This is a genomic window from Candidatus Eisenbacteria bacterium, assembly GCA_016867495.1.
In the GTDB taxonomy this organism is placed as follows: Bacteria; Eisenbacteria; RBG-16-71-46; order CAIMUX01; family VGJL01; genus VGJL01.
Window position 1 is genome coordinate 26,150 of the sequence record VGJL01000009.1, and the last position, 17,844, is coordinate 43,993.

Below are 17,844 nucleotides of genomic sequence, written 5' to 3' on the forward strand. Positions count from 1 at the left end.
TGATTGATTATCGGCCTGTGGGCCGCGCGATTGCAACCCGAAGAGCGGAGGCGCAAGGCGAGCGTCTCAGATGCGATCAAACGGATCTAGCGGAGGCTGACAAGGAGCACTCCGACAAGGGCCAGAAGGGTCGCGGCGATCTTCCGCTTCGTGAGCCGCTCGTGGAGCAAGATGACCGACAGGATCAGGATGAAGACTGTCGAGGACTGGTTCAGGATGGCCGCGATGCTCGCCAGCGTGTACTTCATGCCCCCGATCCATAGCATCAGCGACAGATACGAGCCGAGGACGGTCGCCGGGACCATGCGCCGCCAGACATGCGTCGGCCGCCACACCCCCAGGTACTCCCTTCTGCGCGCGGAGGCGATCGCGAACGCGAGGAGGACGGCGGCGCTGCCCGCCTGTCTCACGGTCGCGACCCAGAGAACCGGCCAGCGCCCGAGCACCGGTTTGGCGACCACGATTCCCAGGGCGAGAAAGCAGAGACCGAGGATGCCCAGCGCGACTCCCTCGATCAGATGCTTGCGCGAGCGATCCGGCGGGGGTGTGAGAGTGGCCGATAAGAGGACCGCGCCCATGATCAGGCACATCCCGACAAGGTCGCGCGCGCCGATCCGCTCGCCGAGCGTCAGGAATGCCAGGAGAACCGTGATCGGCGAATAGAAGGTATCGATGATCGCGGTGACTCCGGCGCCGACCATGTTCAGACTCTTGTGAAAGAGCGTGTCGGCGATCACGATCCCCAGAATGCCGCTCGCCACGAGAACCAGGTAGTCGCGGGGGGGAACCGGCGGCAGGTCGGGCCCCCGCACGATCAGAGTCGTGGCCAGGAGCAGGGGCAGGCTGAAAGTCACGCGGAAGAGGTTCAGGGCAACGGGGGAGACCGTCTCGCCCGAGCGCTTCAGCAGAATCACCGCGAAGGCCCAGAATACCGCGCACCCCAGAGCGAAGGCTTCCCCCACCGCGATCCCTCCCCGTTCCCGTCAAGGGATCATAGAGGCATGGCGGCCGTGACGATAGGTGGAGGGAAGGCCGAGGGCGCGTCGGTTCTGCGGGCGCTACCTGGATCGGCGGGTCCGGGTCAGTAGGCGGCTCCGCTTGTCAGAATCACGACTATCAGCGCCGCCAGCGCTCCCCAGACGACGACCGATGTGGTCGCCCCGACGCGGCCGTGGAGCATGGCGCCTGCGTAGATGGAGGACAAGCGCTTCGACGTGTCGCCGGAGAACGGCTCCCTGTACGGAAACGTCTGCCCAAGAACGGAGAGAGAGACCGTGTTCTTGTAGAGGAGACCGGTTCGGATCTGCCACCCCAGGTCCGTGCTCCCCGATGACTCCTCCTTGCTGCTCCAGGCGGGCCCCGCCGTGGCCTGAAGAGCCCAGCGCGGATGTACGGGCCAGGTCAACCTCGGACCCAATCCCAGTCGTCCGTCGTCCCTGCCCAAGGTCGCGGTGACTCCGAAGCCGACAGTGGGACCGGTGGCACCCGCGGCGGTCTTCCTTGTCACGTCCACTCCGATCTCCCCGTGGAGCCGGTAGGTCGACTCTTGGTAGTACTTCACCGAGGTCTCAGCTCCAACGAAACCGCCGCTCTCGAAGAACGGGCGGATCCGCAGCCGCGACGGACTCGATCCCGTGGTCTGAGCCTGCGCGGCGCCGACGTAGAGGAAGACGAGGAGCGCACCGACGCCGTGAGTCAGGCATCGCCGAGCGGAGTGATTCAAAGACTCCAAGCTTCGAGGATCACCTCTCGATCCAGATGACGCGCGCCGGTTCGTCCGACCCGAGCACGCGGCAGGAATAGACGCCGGCGGCGACCTGTCGCCCGTGGTCATCGCGCCCGTCCCAGCGGAAGACGACCACGCCGGGCTCCTCTCCTCGCGCGCAGCGACTCAGGGCACGGACGCGCCTGCCCGAGGAGTCGAAGATCTCCAGAGTCGGGATCTTCCCTAGATCGATGCTCGGGGCCTCGAAGGCCATCGTGACCTCGGCGTGGCCCGCGGGATTCGGAAACGGGTGGCGCCGGATCTGTGACCGCTCCGCGTCCGGCCTCTCGTCAGCGGTCGCAGGATCTCGGAACAGGTCGCTCCACTCCCAGATCACCTTGTCCAGGTTCGAGGATTGCAGTCGCCCCGTGAACCAGATGGTCATGTCCCCTCGCTCGCGGAAACCGATCTCGACAATGTGCATGTCGGTGCTCTGCCAGGCGGTCGCCCAGAGTCCCTCCATGGTCGCGCGTATCCCCACGCCTGGATCCAGCGTCTGGTAATAGGCGTCCCAGGGCTCGATGCCGAAGGCGCCTGAGATGTCGCTGTTGTTCGTGCTGATCGACTGGCCGTTCATGTACTCGGGCATGGGCAGGCGCACGGCGTAGAACCCCTGGTTCTTCGAGGTCTTGATGACCCCCGCGCCTCCCTCGGGCACGTAATAGTTGAGGAACCCTCCGGTGGCCGCGCGGAAAGGCTGAAGGGATGCGAAGGCCGTCTGCAGATGCGTCATCGGGTCGCTCCCCAGGTCCATCGTCAGAACCCAGCGGCAGGCCATGGTCCGGGGAAGCGCATTGGCCCAGTTCGTCCCCGAGGAGGAGTTCCAGTCGTGTAGCGAGGCCACCGTCCCGTACTCGTTGACCGCGGTCACGCTACTGGCGTAGCCGGGGAATCCGAAGTTGACCCAGGCGGGCGTCCCGTCGTCAGGCTCCCAGGCGCAGATCACATGATGCCACTGCTGGGTGATCCCGCTGGGCAGGGTGTAGAACTGCAGCTTGCGGGCCGACAGCGTCGTGTAGGGCGGCTCGACATAGCCGCCCCAGCAGGCGGTCGAGCGACAGGCGAAGCTGTACGACCAATCGCCGAAAGTGCAGCAAGCCTTCAGGTCCAGGAGATCCAGGGTCGTCGACGGATGAAGCGCGCGGAGGCCGTCGAGGATCCCTTGGAATTCCTCCTCGGCCTCAACGGGCAGGAAGGTCCAACCCGACACCCGCCCGCGAATGGAGGGCCAATAGGCGCTGAAGGTCGTTTTCATCTCCGTGCCGGCCAGTTCGATCCAGTCGGCCAGCAGATAGCCGTGGGCGTAGCCCATGTCGTAGTGCGAGCCCCATACGTGAAGCACGCTGATTCCCTGACCCTGAGCAAGATCCTGGTCCAGGATTCTCCCCTGCACCGGCTCCTGCGCGCGGCCCGTGGAGGCGATAAGGAACGTCCCCATGGCCACGGCGAGCAGAGTCAAACGGAGAGCCGCGGCTGGCCGGGGTGTTTGAGCCGAAGGGCGGCGCAGTGTCATGGCGGGCAGCCTCCTTGTGGCTGCATCCATGGCAACACGGACGGATTCTGCAGGAACCACAGGATCGAATGAGACGAGCGCTGGAGCGCGTGGGATTCTGCCCCTCGCTGATGACTGTGCAATCTTGATCAGTGCCAGCGACCTCTCATACAGTATGTGCGCAATCCCTCTCGCTCTATGCTTTGACACGCTTCGATTGCTTGTCCAACTTCCTCTTCGCCTCTTCGTCATGCTTGCGTGTCTTCTGCTTCTGGCCCTTCTCCTTGTCCTTCTTCCCGCCCTTGTCTCCCATCGAGCATCTCCTTTTCAGGGTCCCTACATGTCGGTCTTGGCCCCAACGCTTGTCAGCATAGCAGCCAGGAGAGAGCGACGCACTAGGGCATCTCGTACTGTGCCGGAAGTCAGCCAAGAGCAGCTCGCCGGGCAGGACGGGGCCGCGCCCGCTCGTCTCTACGGCAGCTTCACAACCCGTGCGGTCGTGGGCGGCATCCCGGCCGCATCGACCCTGATCCAGTAGACGCCGGCCGGCGCGGGCCGGCCATCGCAATCCCGCCTGCCGTCCCAGCGCAGCAGATGGGCGCCGGCCTCGATCTGTCCATCGGCCAGGCGGGCCACCTGACGGCCGGCCACATCGAGCACTCGGGCGTGGATCGAGGCGGGGGCGGCACCCGAGCCCGCCCGATCGAGGCGCAGCTCGAGCCCCGCTTCGTCCCGCATCGGATTCGGGGCCACCCGCGCAATGGGGGACCAGTCGCGTGAGGGATGTCCCTTCCCTTCACGGGTCGAGCACTGCAGCGGGAAGACCCTGAGATTCTCCCCAGCGATCAGGACAAACTGGTCGCCCACGGCGACATCGCGCGGCCAGGCGTTGACCTGCGTCTCGCTCTCGCCGAGGAGCGCCGGCTGGAGCGGATCGACGATGTCAACGACCGCCAGCCTGTCGCGAGCGAGATAGACATGGTCGTCGCGGACGCAGATCTCCACGGCATCCAGATCCTCGATCCCATCGATCCGTCCCACTTCGACCGGATTAGCGGCGTCGGCCACGTCGATGATCTGAACTCCGCGCCAATCGACAACAAGGGCGTGCGTGCCCGCGATCGCCAGCGATCTCGCGGCGTCCGTCTGAAGAGCGCCCACAAGCGTCGGAGCGGCCGGGTTGGCCACATCCACGACGCTCATGCTGTAGCCGTCCAGCACGTAGGCGTGACTCCCATCCACGGCGATCTTGTGGCCGGCGATCGGCAGGTAGCCGCGGGCCACGGGAGCGAGGGGATTCGCGATGTCGATTGTCCGCGTGCCGTTCCAGCCCACGGTGTAGAGCCACGATCCGCCGGCCGCCATGTCCATGACGCCGCTTGCGGCCGACACTGTCGCGACAATGCGAGGAAGCTGCGGGACCGACACGTCGATCACGCTCATGGCGCGCATCAGATAGCCGACGTATGCGTAGCTCCCATGGACTTCGACGACTTCGCCCCGCGCGGGCGTCGCCAGCGTACCGATCTGCAACGGATTGGCCGGGTTGGAGAGGTTCATGACCTTGAGGGCGGGGGATGAGTCGGTCAGATAGGCCAGGTTCGCCTGCGCGTCGACCGAGTAGATCGGAACGGACCAAGGGACGATGCTGAGCGCCCTTGGACTGACATCGCCAGGCGCGGCCGCGAATCGCAGGCCGCCCGTCAATCGATGTTCGCAGAAGAAGACGATCCCATCCGCGACAAACGGAGCGAACGACGGGAACTCGAGGGGCCTGTCATGGACGAGGATCGGCCCGGAGGAGTCGCTCATGTCGACGACGTAGAAGCTGCCGGTGAAGTACCACGGGTCCGCCGCGGTGGCATAGACCGCGTCCCCTGCGACCGCGATGCCGCTGATCGGAAGAGTCAGGCCGTCGAGCGAAGCCTCGAGCGCCGGATGCGCCGGATCGCGCGCATCGATCACATCGAGGAATCCGTCCAGGCTCCCATAGCGAAAGCCCCCGCCGAGATAGGCCCGTCCATCCGAGACCGCGACAACAGACGCGACTCCGCTGGACCATATCGAACTCAGCAATCGAGGTTGGGCAGGCTCCGCGACATCTACAATTGAGAGACCCGATCCGCCGCTGCCGAATCCCCCCCACACGACGAAGGCCAGCGTCCCGGAGACCGCGACGGATCTGGCGCCGCCCGCGAACGCCAGGCTTCCCACGCCGGCGGCGGAATCGGGATCGGCGAGGTCATAGATCTGGAGCCCCGACTCCAACGCCCCGAGCAAGAGATCCGATGTCGCCGCGAGGTCGCGGACCTTCCCGGCCGGCAGGGAGGTCAGGAGGCTGGGAGCGAGGGGATCCGAGACATCGATGACGTGGATCTGGCCGCCCGAAGACCCGACATAGGCTCTCTCCCCGACGACTGCGACAGCGACCGGTCCACCCGGGATCTCGATTCCGCCCTGGATCCTCGGCCCGGCACCCGGCTGGCCCGCCGTCGACACGTCGAAGAGATCGAGCCTTCCCACGCAGCTCTCGCAGGGGACGCTGGAGATCACATAGGCCAGATCGCCGGCGACCGTCACGTCCTTGCCGTAGTCCGGAAGGTCCACAGCGCCGAGGAATCGGAACGTGTCCTCATAGTCTACGCACTGAGGCACGGCCCCTGCGGGCGCGGCGGCCGCGAAGCAAACGAGCCAGGCAAGCGGCGCGCACCACAAGAAGACCACGGGAGTGGAGCCTGCGCGATGCGAGGCAGGAGTGCTGATCATGACGCATCTCCGATCGGCCGACCGGTGGTTCCCGGTTTCTGACCGCTGGTGTCCGGCCTCTGACCCGTGGCCCCGACCACTGACCCCGATGGGGCCAGCCGATCACAATTCTACAGGAAGTAAACGCGCATCCATAGCGCAGGGGCGAAACGGCCGTCACGAGGCGGGGAGGCGTCCCGTAGCCGACCTTCGCCGTCCGGTGGTAAAATCAAAGGTGGTCGGCCTCGCCGAGACCGACATGCACCTGGCCGATCGAGCCCCCGGTCCGACTGGGTCCCGGGGCGCTCAAGATGAGGTCCGAGCGGTGACAACGCATGCCATTCTGCTCATCGGGCTCCTCGCCGCGATCCGTCCGCTCGCCTGCCATGCCCAGGTGCCGGACCATCCCCGCCTGATCGTTCTGAATCAGGACCTGCACGCTCTGACCCATCCTTCCGGATCCTGGGAGACATGGTCCGAGCGCGAGCGCGCGTCCGTCCTGGCCTATCGCTCCATCGTCGTCGCCGCGGAGCGTCTCTGCCGATTCCCGATCGGCAGCTACGATTGGAGACTGCGCTTCGTCGATCATCAGACGGCCTTCTACCACAACATCAAGACGCTCGCGATGGCCCATCTCCTCCGCAGGGCGGAGCCGTACGACAACGCCTACCTCGATCATGCATGCAAGACCCTCGATCACCTGCGGGCCACCGGCTATCCGATGTGGTTCACTTCCGTCGATCCATACAACACCGACCTCAACACCGGCGAGCTGCTCGCCGGCTGGGCCCTCGCCTTCGACTGGCTCTACCAGGACATGACCGCCGCCCAGAGATCCGGCAGCATCCAGGATCTTCTCTATCTCCTGGACAGTCAGAGTTACGACCACATCGCGACGGGCTTGAAGGACAACAATCACATAGCCGTCTGCTTCGGAGGCAGGGGACTGGCCTGCCTCGCCCTCGAAACGCACTGCCAGCCGCAGCAGGAATCGTACCGCCGAAGCTGGCTGACGCAGGCGACGGGTCGCGTCATCGACTACTTCGACTGGGGGTTCGGCGACTGCGGCGCGGGGTTCGAGGGGGTCTTCTACAGCATGTACGGGCTCAACACCTCGCTTCCGTTCGGCCTCGCGACCGACCGCCTCGTCCACCTTCCCGCGAACCAGCGGGTCAACGTCCGGCAGCGCAATGTCCAGCAGGCGGGGACCTGGCTCTGCTATGAGCAGCTTCCCTTCGACCCGGCGGCCGGCACACCGATCAACGACACCGACCGTCCCGGGTGGGACCTTAACAACACGCCGTTCAGGCCCTATCCCTGGCTCATGGCCTTCGGGACTCCGGATCGCCCCAGCGGCGCGAAGCTCCTCTTCCTGACGCAGTATCCTCCCGTGGAGTGGGGAAGCTACCTGGCTCAGCCGTTCGATCCCGACTCTCCGAACGGGAACGCGTGCCTCTTCTCGAAGGTCCTCCGTCCGACGGGAGACTGGACGATCGACGTCAATCGCAGCGCGGTGGACGCGCTGCTCGGATGGCCAGAGGATTCGATCCCGCCCGGCGCCTTCTACGAGTCCCTGCGCCCGAGCCGCGCTTTCACCGGACGGGGGATCGTCTACTTCCGCGAGGAGGCGCTCACGATCGAGGACGGGAGGCTGGTGAGCGACCCGAACGGCTGGCTTTTGACCTTCGAGTGCCAGCTTCCGCCGGGATGGACGATTGGCGGCCATCAGGGGCACCGGCAGAACGACACCAATCACTACCTCTACTACTGGAACAAGCACGCGATCGCCTACGAGAGCGGGTTCCGCTCCTTCGGCGCGGGATACCACAACGCCCGCATGATCCGCGCGCCCGGGCAAGCGTGGCGGGAGCCGACCCTCGAGGCCCGCGGAGCGCTGATCCGGCATCTGGTCGGCGCGGCGAGCGCGCCGAGCTTCGTGATCGGAGACGATGTGGCGGGCTGGAACTGGTCCTCTCCCCTGGTGGACCGGGCGCGGAGGTCGTTCCTCGTGATCCCGCGCACCGAAGGGCGGCCGCCGTTCGTCCTGATCTACGACGACCTGGACTTCGCGGGGAGCAACGCTTGGGAGTCCCGTTTCTACTGGCACGGCGCGGAGGAGGCGACGATGTCGGTCGTCAGTCGCGATCGCGCGAGGAGCGTCATGGCCGAGACGGCCGCCGACATGACTTTCCTTCGGCCGGTCCCCGCCTCGCCCCTCACGGTCGAGTCGATCGATCCCGTGCACGAGAGCTGGCCGCCCCATCCCCGGCTCTCGGTCAACTTCGCCGCCGCGCTCAACCCGAATGTCATCGCGATCCTCGATCCCTACCTCGTGTCGGACGGGCCGACGCTCGAGGTTGCCTCGATTTCCCATGCCAATCCGGGGACCTATGCCTACGCGATCGATGACGGCACGGACTCCTACATCGTCGTCCTCCGTCAAGCCGACGCCGTCGGCGTGGCGACGCTGAGCGTCGACGGAACGACGCTTTCGACCGACGCGACGCACACCGTCCTGCGCTTCGGCTCGAGCGCGCGATCCTGGTCCGACATCGGCGCGGGACTGATGGCGGGCGGCACGCGGGTCTGGTACGACGGCCAACTCGTCATGGGGATCTACAACGACTCCGTTCCGGGAGACCTGACATTCGACGCCGACGAGGTGTCCGTCGGCTTCGACAGCGGGGGGTCGGCCTCTCCCGAGTACTACGTCGGACCGGTCATCCCATCCCGCGCGTATGTCGGCGGAGTGGAGCAGGCGACCGACATGATCGACTTGCCGCATCCCCTGCGATGCGCGTTCCCCGTCCGCGTGTGCAGGAGCCCCAACAACGAGACCGCTCCGCCCGACTGGCGATACACGGTGGAGGTGAGCCTGCGGACGGCGGAAGGGGACCCGGTGGCCGGCTGGCCTGCCGAGAGGATCTCCATGGATATCCGGAACTGCCCGAATCCGCGTCTTGGCCTCGCTCCCGAGGGGCCCAGCGACGAGCAGGGGAATCTGTTCTGGACGGACGGACTGAACGTGGGCGGATCGCACCGCGTCGCCGGGGGAGAGGTCGTGGTCCTGAACCTCGACTACGGAGCCGATGGCGTGGGGCGACTGCGCGCCTACGACTCGGTTACGAGCCCCGATGAGGACGCCGACGGGGATGTGGACGAGAATGACTTCCTGATCTGGAACGAGGCCTTCGAGCTCGAGGAGCCCCTCTACATCGGCGATCTCAACCGGGATGACCTGATCACCTGGGACGATTACGCGTGGCTGCAGGCCCACGGCCTGCCGGGGTATCACCGTCCACCCCCCGCCGCTCCCGAGATCACGGTCACCAACCCGATCCGGCGCGAGGCCATGATCCTCTGTCATCTGCCGATGGCCGGCCCCGTGAGGCTCGACATCTTCGATGTCCAGGGCCGGCTGGTCAGGAGATTGCTTGATGAGCCCGTGAGGCGGGGCTCGCACGGAATCCTTTGGGACGGGCGGAACGACTTCGGCACGCAGGTGGGATCAGGCATCTACCTGCTTCGGCTCCGGCACGGCGGCACGAGCCGCGTCTTCCGGATCGTCCTGCTTCACTGATCTGGAGGAGCCTGTGGACGGCACGACAATCGCATCGACCTTCTGCCTTCTGCATCTCGTCCTCGTGGCCGCGGCGCCGGCGGCCCCCGAGATCCGGCAGGAGACGCTTGTCGGTCCGGACGGCGCTCGATGGGCGCGGACGATCACCCTGTGCGATATCCCCCCAGCGGATGCGGACATCCCGCCCGCGGCCGCGGGCACGCGCGGCGTGAATCAGTACATCTGGATCGACCGGAATCACCGGAGCGCGATCGCCGAACATGTCGCGATCACGGGCCTGGGCGCGCACGGGATCGCGGGATGGTGGCTCAACGGCATGAGGGTCTCGGCCTACCGCGTGCCCGGCGGCGCCGGCGATCCCGAGTGGGAGCATCCTCTGCCCTTCGCGGAGTTCCAGATCGCGTGCGACGCCGACTTCTCGGGGGATCGACTCGCCACCGCCGCGAGGAACGAGTCGCTGCTCGTGTTCGGCGCCGGCTCCTCCGATCCGATCTTCACGGATTGGTTCGCGCCGCCCTACGTCGGGATGAAGTGCGCCGTCTCGGACGATGATGCGACCCTCGCTTTCGGCGGGGGAGATCCATCCGGCCTTGGGGGGGAGATCCGCGTCCTTGACGGCGCGACCGGCGCGCTGCGCTTCGCGCGGCCGCTGCCCGCTCCGCCCGAGGGCGTCTCTGTCTCGGGCGACGGACTCCTCGTCGCGGCCAACATCCGCGGATTCGCAAAGGTCTGGGTCGCCGCGACGGGCGCCCTGCGCGACTCCGTCGCGATCCCGGGGGGAACCCAGACCTCGGCGGCGCTTTCGGATAACGGCTTCTATCTCGTCACCGGAGGCTTCAGCAGGACGGTCCGCCTCTATCGCTGGAACGGAGCGGACTACGTGCAGGACTGGTCCCACTCGATTCCCAGCACGACCTGGGTGACCGCCCTCACGATCTCGCGCGATGGGACGACGATCGTCGCCGGGACATGGACGAACCCGACCGGCGGCCGCGTGGTCGTCTACGACAGATCCAGCTCGACCCCTCTCTGGACGGACGCTTCCTTCGGCGACGAGGTCCATTCGGTGGCCGTGACGCCGGACGGCGCGAAGATCGCCGCGGCCTCGTGGGGTCGTTCGGGCGGGACGGTCGGGAACGTGGTCAGCGTGTACGAGCGCGGCTCCTCGATTCCCCTCTGGACCATCGGGGATGACGCGATCGCCGGTGTCGGCTCATGCATGAGCGTCGATCTGAGCGAGAACGGGTGCTTCCTTCTGGCGGGGGGGAAGGAGGTCCACGCCCGCGAATTTGGGGGCGGCGGATTCGTCATGGCGATCGATGTCTCGAGTCCCGCGGCGGTCGACGATCTCGGCGGAACGCAGAGCTTCCGGGCGGCGCCGAATCCGTTCCGAGAGTCCCTGCGGATCGCGGGAGCGGGATCGCTCGTGTCCATCTGGAGCGCGGATGGGCGCCTGATCCGCACGGTTCGCGGACCCAGACGCGGCGAGCGCGCCGACGGGGGATGGAGCGCGCCCGCGCTCTGGGACGGTCGCGACGAAGCGGGACGGGAAGCGCCCGCGGGAGTCTACTTCATTTGGGGCGCGGCCTCGGGCGCCGCCCCGATTCGTGTCGCCCGGATTCGGTAGGCGTTAGTCTCGTCCGGGGCAGAGCCGCCCTGCGCCAGTCCGCCGCAGGCCGCGTCGCCTGCTCGAGTGGCCGGCGATCTCCTCAGTGGATCAGGGATACGCGATCCCCGCGCCCGGGCCGAGTGGAATGCCGAGCGCCACCCAGGCGACGGTCATTGCCAGGCCCACGATCAGGAGCCAAAGCGAGTAGGGAAGCATGTTCGCGAGCAATGAGCCGAGCCCGTATCCCGGCTGCCAGCGCTGGCAGAAGCTCAGGATGAGCGGGAAGTAGACCATGAGAGGCGTGGCGATGTTCGTCGTGGAGTCACCCATCCTGTAGGCGGCCGTCGTCATCTCCGGGCTCACGTTGAGCAGCATGAGCATCGGGACCAGAATCGGAGCGAGGAGCGCCCACTTGGCCGACGCCGAACCGATGAGCAGGTTCACCGTCGCGGAGAGGAGCACGATCCCGGCCAGCAGCACCGGGGCCGGCGCGCCGGTCGACCGCAGCGCCTCCGCGCCTTCGATCGCGAGGATCAAGCCGAGATTCGTCCAGTTGAACAAGGCGATGAAGTGCGCGGCGGCGAACGCGAGCACCAGGTAGTAGCCAAGCAGAGACATCGACGAGGCCATCATCTTGACGACGTCCCGATGTCCGCGGATCGCGCCGACAGCCGCGCCGTAGGCCCAGCCGCACACCAGGAAGAGGAGGAAGAACCCGGCGACGAGGGAACGGTAAAGCGGAGAGAGGCGCCCCTGGGCCACCGCCGCGTCCTCGTCCACGAGAGGCGTTCCAGGGCCCACGAGCAGAAGGACCCAGAGGGCGGTCACGGCGAGGGCCGCCGCGCCGGCCCGCCAAAGCCCCCGGCGCTCCTCGCGGGTCAAGGGGCCGGACTGCCCTTCGTGCCCGTCGGGCGTCGCGCCTCCGGTCCAAGCGCCCAGTCGAGGCTCCACCACGCGGTCGGTGACGATCCAGATCACCGGGAGGAATAACGCGAACATAGCGGCGATGAACCACCAGTTCCCCGCGATGTTCGCGTCCCAGGCCGGATTCAAGAGCTCGGCCGCCGTCTCGGTGATGCCGAAGAGGAGCGCGTCGAGCTGTCCGACGAGCAGGTTTGCGGAGAAGCCGCCGGAGACTCCCGCAAAGGCGGCGACGATGCCGGCCAGCGGGTGTCGCCCCGCCGCCGCGTAGATGAGCCCGGCGAGCGGGATCAAGACCACGTAGGCGGCGTCCGCGGCGAGATTCCCCATCATCCCCGCCGCGGCGACTGCAGGGGTGAGCAGCGCCGATGGCGCCCGGCGCACCGCGGCCCGCATCGCCGCTCCGAAGAGGCCGGAGCGCTCGGCGACGCCCGCCCCGAGCATCACAACGAGGACGTACCCGAGAGGGTGGAAGTGCGTGAAGGTCGTCGGCATGTCGACGAGCAGCCGCTGGAGGTTGGCGGCCGAGAAGACGCTCACCGCCGCCACGGCCTCTCCGTTCGCGGGGTGCCTCGATGACAGCCCGGCCCGCGCGGCGATCTCGCTCAGCACGGCCAGGATGGCAGTCAGGGCGAAGAAGAGGAAGACAGGGTCCGGGAGCGCGTTCCCGGCCCGTTCGACCCACGCGAGAAACCCCCGGCGGGGCGCGGCGGTCTCGGTCTCGGTCATCTGTTCCTCGCTGTCAATGGGCGGCCTCTCTCCGCGGCCGCACCGGTTCAAGGATCCGCGCGATCAGCAGGGAGGCGGCTTCATCGCCCGATGGCCTCGCTTCGGGTCCCGCGCGGTTGATCCTAAGGATCCCCGAAGCGACGCTCAAGTCGCTTGTGGTCGCGTGGTGGTCGCGCCCCCGGGCCCCGCGAACCGAGCGCCGGGCAGCGTATGCCGATCCCCGGGCGGGATCCCAAGGATCTGCTCCTGGATGCGCGATCGGATCCGCTTTCGCCCCACATCTCGATCGTGTAGGCTCGCCCTTCCGTCGGACGGCACGAAGCGACCCGCACGGGAGGAGACATGGACCGCGACCCCGCGCCCCGTATCCCAATCTGGTGGATGGCCTTCGGATACTTCGCCTGCTACTGGCCCTACAGTGGACTCGTGCGCGCAACCGCCGACGGGATCCTCCCGGGGCTTACGGGCAAGCTCGACGGCATGACGATGCAACCGCTCCAGGTCGCCTCGTCCCTCGTCTCCATGTTCCTCTTCATCACCTTCATCGGGTGGTGGAAGTACCCGGGGCGCCGGCGCGTGCTCGGGGCCCAGATCCCCTTCCCGTCCCTCTGGACCGCGCTCTCGGGCGTCTGCACGGCGCTCGTCATCGTGACGACGAATCTCGCCTACACCTTCACCGGCGTTTCGATCGTCTTCGTGATGCTCCTCATGCGCGGCGGCGTGCTCATCCTCGGGCCGATCGTCGATGCCCTGAATCGCCGGAAGGTGCGCTGGTTCTCGGCGACCGGGATGTTCTTGAGCCTCGCCGCGCTGATCGTCGCCTTCGCCGAGAAGGGGGGGTATGCGATCTCGGTCATCTGCGCGATCGACGTGGCGGCCTATCTGCTCGCCTACTTCGTCCGCTTCCAGTTCATGAGCCGGATCGCGAAGTCCGCCGACGCGACGCGCAACGTCCGCTACTTCGTCGAGGAGCAGATGGTGGCGACGCCCTTCCTCATGGCCGTGCTGGCGCTCTTTGCGTTGCTGGGCCGCGGGGAGATGGCCGAGCTGGTGCGTGCCGGCTTCGTCGGGCTGCCTGGAGGGGCGGCGATCTTCTACATCGTGCTGGCGGGCATCTTCTCGCAGGGCACCGGCATCTTCGGCACGCTGATCTTCCTCGATCGCCGCGAGAACACATTCTGCATCCCGGTGAACCGCTCCTCGAGCGTCCTCGCGGGGGTCTTCGCCTCCTTCACGCTCGCCCTGCTCTTCAGGATGCGCGTGCCGAGCGCGCATCAGCTCGCCGGGGCGGCGCTCGTCATACTCGCGATCCTCTTCCTCAGCCTTCCCGGGGTGCTTGCCCAAAGGCGGCTGGCGGCGCAATCGGGGCAGGGGCGGACGGGCGCGTGACGGGATGCTCCGCCCGACGTTGCGCGAGCGCTTCCTCGAGACCTTCGGATTCAGCCGCTTGGTCGCGACGAACATACGCGTCAAGGCGGTCTCCGAGCTGATCGTCAAGGCGGGGCGCGTCCTCCTCGTGATCGTCGCCGCGCGCGTCCTCGGCCCCGAGGGATTCGGGCTCTACGCCTTCGCCTTCGCCTTCGGGAGCATCCTCGCCAACGCGTCGGACTTCGGCCTGCAGATGTTCCTGTCCCGCGAGGTGGCCAGGGCCGAGTCGCCGCGCGCCGCGGTCCTCGGACAGGCGATTCGCGCGAAGCTCGGCCTCACCGGCTGCGTCCTGCTTCTCCTCGCGGCGGCGTTCTTCTTCTACCCGCGTCCGATCGAGGATCGGGCGTTCGTCGTCCTCTTGACGCTCGTCGCGCTGCTCCACTCCTGGAACGAGCTGTGGAACTACTTCTTCAGGGGGATCCAGTCCCTGCGGGAGGAGGCCTGGCTCAACATCCTCAACATGGTCGTCGGAACCGGCCTGGGAATTCTCCTGCTCGTCGGCGGGAAGGGGATCACGGGGCTCGGCATCGGACTGCTCGCCGCCGAGGCCCTCACCTGCATGGTTGCGCTCGGACTTCTCAGGCGCCACGCCGGTTTCGCGGAGCGCGCGATCGAGGCGCCGGCAGGGAAGGCGATCAGGGAGGCGGCGCCGATCGGCATCGCGATCCTCCTCTCGATCCTCTACTTCAGGATCAACGTTCTCTTCCTGGAGAGGATGAAGGGGGATGAAGTGGTCGGAGCCTACAGCGCCGCCTACAAGATCCTCGAGAGCTTCATGTTCTTGCCGGCGGTCTTCCTGGCGGCCCTCTTTCCGGCCTTCGCGGAAGCGACTCGCAGGAACCTTGATCAGATGCGCCGAGTCTATCGCAACAGCCTGCGCTGGATGCTCCTCCTCGCGACTGGGATCGTCGCCGGTTCGCTCCTGCTGGCTCAGCCGGGCCTGCGGCTGCTCTATGGATCGGCCTACGCCGGCGCGGTGCCGGTCCTGCGGACCCTCTCACCGGCCATCCTCTTCATCTTCCTCAACTATGCACTTACACATTTCCTCGTGGCCCTGGGCGGGCAGAAGTGGAACGCGATCTTCGCGGGCGCGTGCGTTCTCGTCAATGTCTGCCTGAACCTAGCACTGATTCCGTCCCTGGGGGGGATCGGCGCGGCCATCGCGACCGTCGCGACGGAGGGAATCCTCTTCGCGCTCTGTTTCGCCACGGTCCGGAAGCGCCTGGCGCGCCACGAGGAGGGATGGAGCGCCGCGGCCGGGGGGATGGCGTGAGGCTCGGCATCGACGCGACGCCCCTGGCCCGCGCGAAGAGCGGGATCGGCTATCACGTCGAGTTCCTCGTGCGGGCGCTTGCGAAGACGGGAGGGATCGAGGAGATCATCCTCTTCAGCAACCGCGAGCCGGTCTTCGACGGGGATCGACCCGCCCGCGCCCGCTGGGTGGACAGGCGCCTCTTCCCGATGCGGGCTCCGTGGCTTCAGTTTCTGCTTCCCTCGCTGATCCGCGAGGAGAAACCCGACCTCGTCCATTACGTGAACTTCAACGCGCCTGTCTTCTCTTCCCATCCGTTCGTCGTCACCTTTCACGACATGTCGGTCTTCCTCCACCCCGAGTACTTCACCTGGAAGAAGAGGCTCCTGACGAGACCTCTGATGCCGGTCGTGGGGCGAAGGGCGCGCGCGATCCTGACGGTGAGCGAGACGGTGCGCGAGGAGATCGTGGCGCTTCTCGGATTCGAGAGGGAGCGGATCTTCGTCGTTCCGCCGGCCCCCGCCGACCTCTATGCGCCGGTCGAGGACTCTCCGGAGCGCAGCGCCATCCTCCGGGGACGCAACCTCGCCGGTCCTTACATCCTCTTCGTCGGAACGCTCGAGCCGCGCAAGAACCTGGCGGGCCTGCTGCGCGCCTTCGACCTCCTGAAGCAGGAGGGACGAATTCCCCACAGACTCGCGGTCGTCGGCGGCAGGGGATGGAAGTACTCGCCGATCTTCGAGACGGTCGATGCGATGCGGAACAAGAGCGAAGTTCTGTTCCTCGACTACGTGCCTCTCGCGGAGCTTCCGGCCATCTACTCTGCGGCCGATCTTCTCGTCTTCCCTTCCTTCTATGAGGGGTTCGGCGTGCCGCCGGTCGAGGCGATGCGTTGCGCGACGCCCACGCTCGTCTCGGATCTCCCGGTTACCCGCGAGGTCCTGGGCGACGCATCCCGCTATGTCGACCCGGCGTCGGACGAAGCGATTGCCGAGGGGATGCTCCAGATCTTGAGCGACTCCGGCGTCGCTTCCGATCTTCGCCGGCGCGGACTCGAGCGAGCCGCTCTCTACACGTGGGATCGCGCCGCGAGGCTCGCGCTCGACGCCTATCGATCGGTCCTCGGGTGCGGGGGGTCAGGAACGACGTCGGCCGATCGCTCGTAGGATTCCGACGGCCGCGGTTCGGGCGGCGGGATGCAGGATCGTCAGGCCGAGCCAGGCGGGCGTGATCATCAAGGCACCGAGGGCCGCCCTCGCGAACCCTCGGGCGCTTCCCGCGATTCCCGGCCCGAGTGCCGCCAGGAAGGCCGCTCCAGCCAGCAGATAGACTGCGGCCGTGGTGAAGAGGAGAGCGGATGGCTCTCCGGCCGCCGCAACGGTTCCCCGCCGGAGGAGCGAGATCGCCGTCGCGACCGCCCACGCGAGAATCAAGCACAGGACGGCGATTCCGACATCACCGCGGCTCCCATCGTCAAGGATCCACCCCGGGGCATAGTCGAGGCTCCAGACGCAGGCGGGCAAGATCGACCATAGGATCTGCAGCGAGCGGACGCGGGTCATGAAAGATGGCTGATCGGATCGCCTACTCTGCATGCCGCGCCATGTAGTCCCAGAGGATCTCGGACACTAGCCGGATCCCGATCGGTATCGCGCTTTCATCCGGATCGAATGCCGGGTTGTGGACGGCCATCGTCCTGTCGGGACGGCCCACTCCCAGGCGGAACATGAATCCCGGGATCTCCGCCTGGAAGTAGGCGAAATCCTCCCCTCCCATTCCCGACTCGGCCAGGATGACGTTCTCCTGCCCCATGACGCGGATGATCGTCGGAAGCGTCTCGTCCACCAGCGCGGGATCGTTGTATCCCGAGGGCGTGCCGAACGAGTAGAGGACCTCTGGCTCCGGGGCCCCGTGCGCCGCGGCGATCCCCCTGACGGTCCTGATCACGGCCGTCTTGATCTGCTCGCGCACATCCGGCTCGAGGCTTCGCGCAGTGCCGCGCAGCTCGACCTCCTCCGGGATCACGTTGCTCGATGTCCCCCCATGAACGGCCGCGACGGTGACGACCGCCTGCCGGGCGGCATCGATCTCGCGGCTCACGACGGTCTGCAGGGCGAGGATGATCTCGGCGGCGATCACGACGGGATCGATCGCCCGGTGCGGGTAGGCGCCGTGGCCCCCTCTCCCGAGGACCCGGATCTTGAAGTCGTCAACGTTCGCCGAGGAGCGGCCCGGCCGGTAGCCGACCTGGCCGCAGAGGACGGCGGGCTGGTCGTGAAGGGCGAAGATCGCGTCGGGCCGGCGGTCGCCGTCGAAGATCCCG

General features: G+C 67.0%; 12 protein-coding genes. 5 read left to right on the plus strand and 7 right to left on the minus strand.

Annotated elements, in window-relative coordinates; translation table 11 throughout:
- Positions 1-86: 86 nt before the first annotated feature.
- The 4 genes from FJY88_02745 to FJY88_02760 form a co-directional block, all read right to left on the minus strand.
- Complete coding sequence (locus FJY88_02745; protein ID MBM3286257.1) at positions 87-962, minus strand: DMT family transporter; 876 nt, start codon at positions 960-962, stop codon at positions 87-89.
- A gap of 119 nt (positions 963-1,081) precedes the next feature.
- Positions 1,082-1,732 carry a hypothetical protein gene (locus FJY88_02750; protein ID MBM3286258.1) on the minus strand — a complete coding sequence of 217 codons (651 nt, stop codon included), beginning with the start codon at positions 1,730-1,732 and terminating at the stop codon, positions 1,082-1,084.
- Between the two features lie 10 nt (positions 1,733-1,742).
- On the minus strand, positions 1,743-3,509 hold the full coding sequence (locus FJY88_02755; protein MBM3286259.1) for a hypothetical protein: 1,767 nt from the start codon (positions 3,507-3,509) through the stop codon (positions 1,743-1,745).
- A gap of 219 nt (positions 3,510-3,728) precedes the next feature.
- The gene (locus FJY88_02760) at positions 3,729-6,023 is read right to left on the minus strand and encodes a hypothetical protein (protein MBM3286260.1); all 2,295 of its coding nucleotides are present in this window, start codon (positions 6,021-6,023) and stop codon (positions 3,729-3,731) included.
- Between the two features lie 304 nt (positions 6,024-6,327).
- Between FJY88_02760 and FJY88_02765 the strand changes: the two genes are divergently transcribed.
- Complete coding sequence (locus FJY88_02765) at positions 6,328-9,582, plus strand: hypothetical protein (protein ID MBM3286261.1); 3,255 nt, start codon at positions 6,328-6,330, stop codon at positions 9,580-9,582.
- Positions 9,583-9,595: 13 nt separating this feature from the next.
- Complete coding sequence (locus FJY88_02770; GenBank protein MBM3286262.1) at positions 9,596-11,209, plus strand: WD40 repeat domain-containing protein; 1,614 nt, start codon at positions 9,596-9,598, stop codon at positions 11,207-11,209.
- A gap of 90 nt (positions 11,210-11,299) precedes the next feature.
- Here the strand turns inward: FJY88_02770 and FJY88_02775 are convergent, their stop codons facing one another.
- Positions 11,300-12,841 carry a hypothetical protein gene (locus FJY88_02775; protein MBM3286263.1) on the minus strand — a complete coding sequence of 514 codons (1,542 nt, stop codon included), beginning with the start codon at positions 12,839-12,841 and terminating at the stop codon, positions 11,300-11,302.
- 342 nt (positions 12,842-13,183) lie between these two features.
- Between FJY88_02775 and FJY88_02780 the strand changes: the two genes are divergently transcribed.
- The 3 genes from FJY88_02780 to FJY88_02790 are packed head-to-tail and all read left to right on the plus strand — an operon-like array spanning position 13,184 to position 16,687.
- Positions 13,184-14,230, plus strand: coding sequence for a hypothetical protein (locus FJY88_02780; GenBank protein ID MBM3286264.1), 1,047 nt, complete (start codon positions 13,184-13,186; stop codon positions 14,228-14,230).
- A 4-nt stretch (positions 14,231-14,234) separates the two neighbouring features.
- The gene (locus FJY88_02785) at positions 14,235-15,542 is read left to right on the plus strand and encodes a flippase (GenBank protein MBM3286265.1); all 1,308 of its coding nucleotides are present in this window, start codon (positions 14,235-14,237) and stop codon (positions 15,540-15,542) included.
- A complete protein-coding gene (locus tag FJY88_02790) occupies positions 15,512-16,687 on the plus strand; it encodes a glycosyltransferase family 4 protein (protein ID MBM3286266.1) in 1,176 nt (391 codons plus the stop codon). Before FJY88_02785 ends, FJY88_02790 begins: the two co-directional genes overlap by 31 nt.
- Here FJY88_02790 and FJY88_02795 read toward each other — a convergent pair.
- Positions 16,658-17,083, minus strand: a complete 426-nt coding sequence (locus FJY88_02795) for a hypothetical protein (protein ID MBM3286267.1) — start codon at positions 17,081-17,083, stop codon at positions 16,658-16,660. The two genes, FJY88_02790 and FJY88_02795, sit on opposite strands and share 30 nt — an antisense overlap.
- Positions 17,084-17,105: 22 nt before the next feature.
- A partial coding sequence (locus FJY88_02800) for an amidohydrolase (GenBank protein MBM3286268.1) occupies positions 17,106-17,844 on the minus strand: 739 nt, incomplete at its 5' end.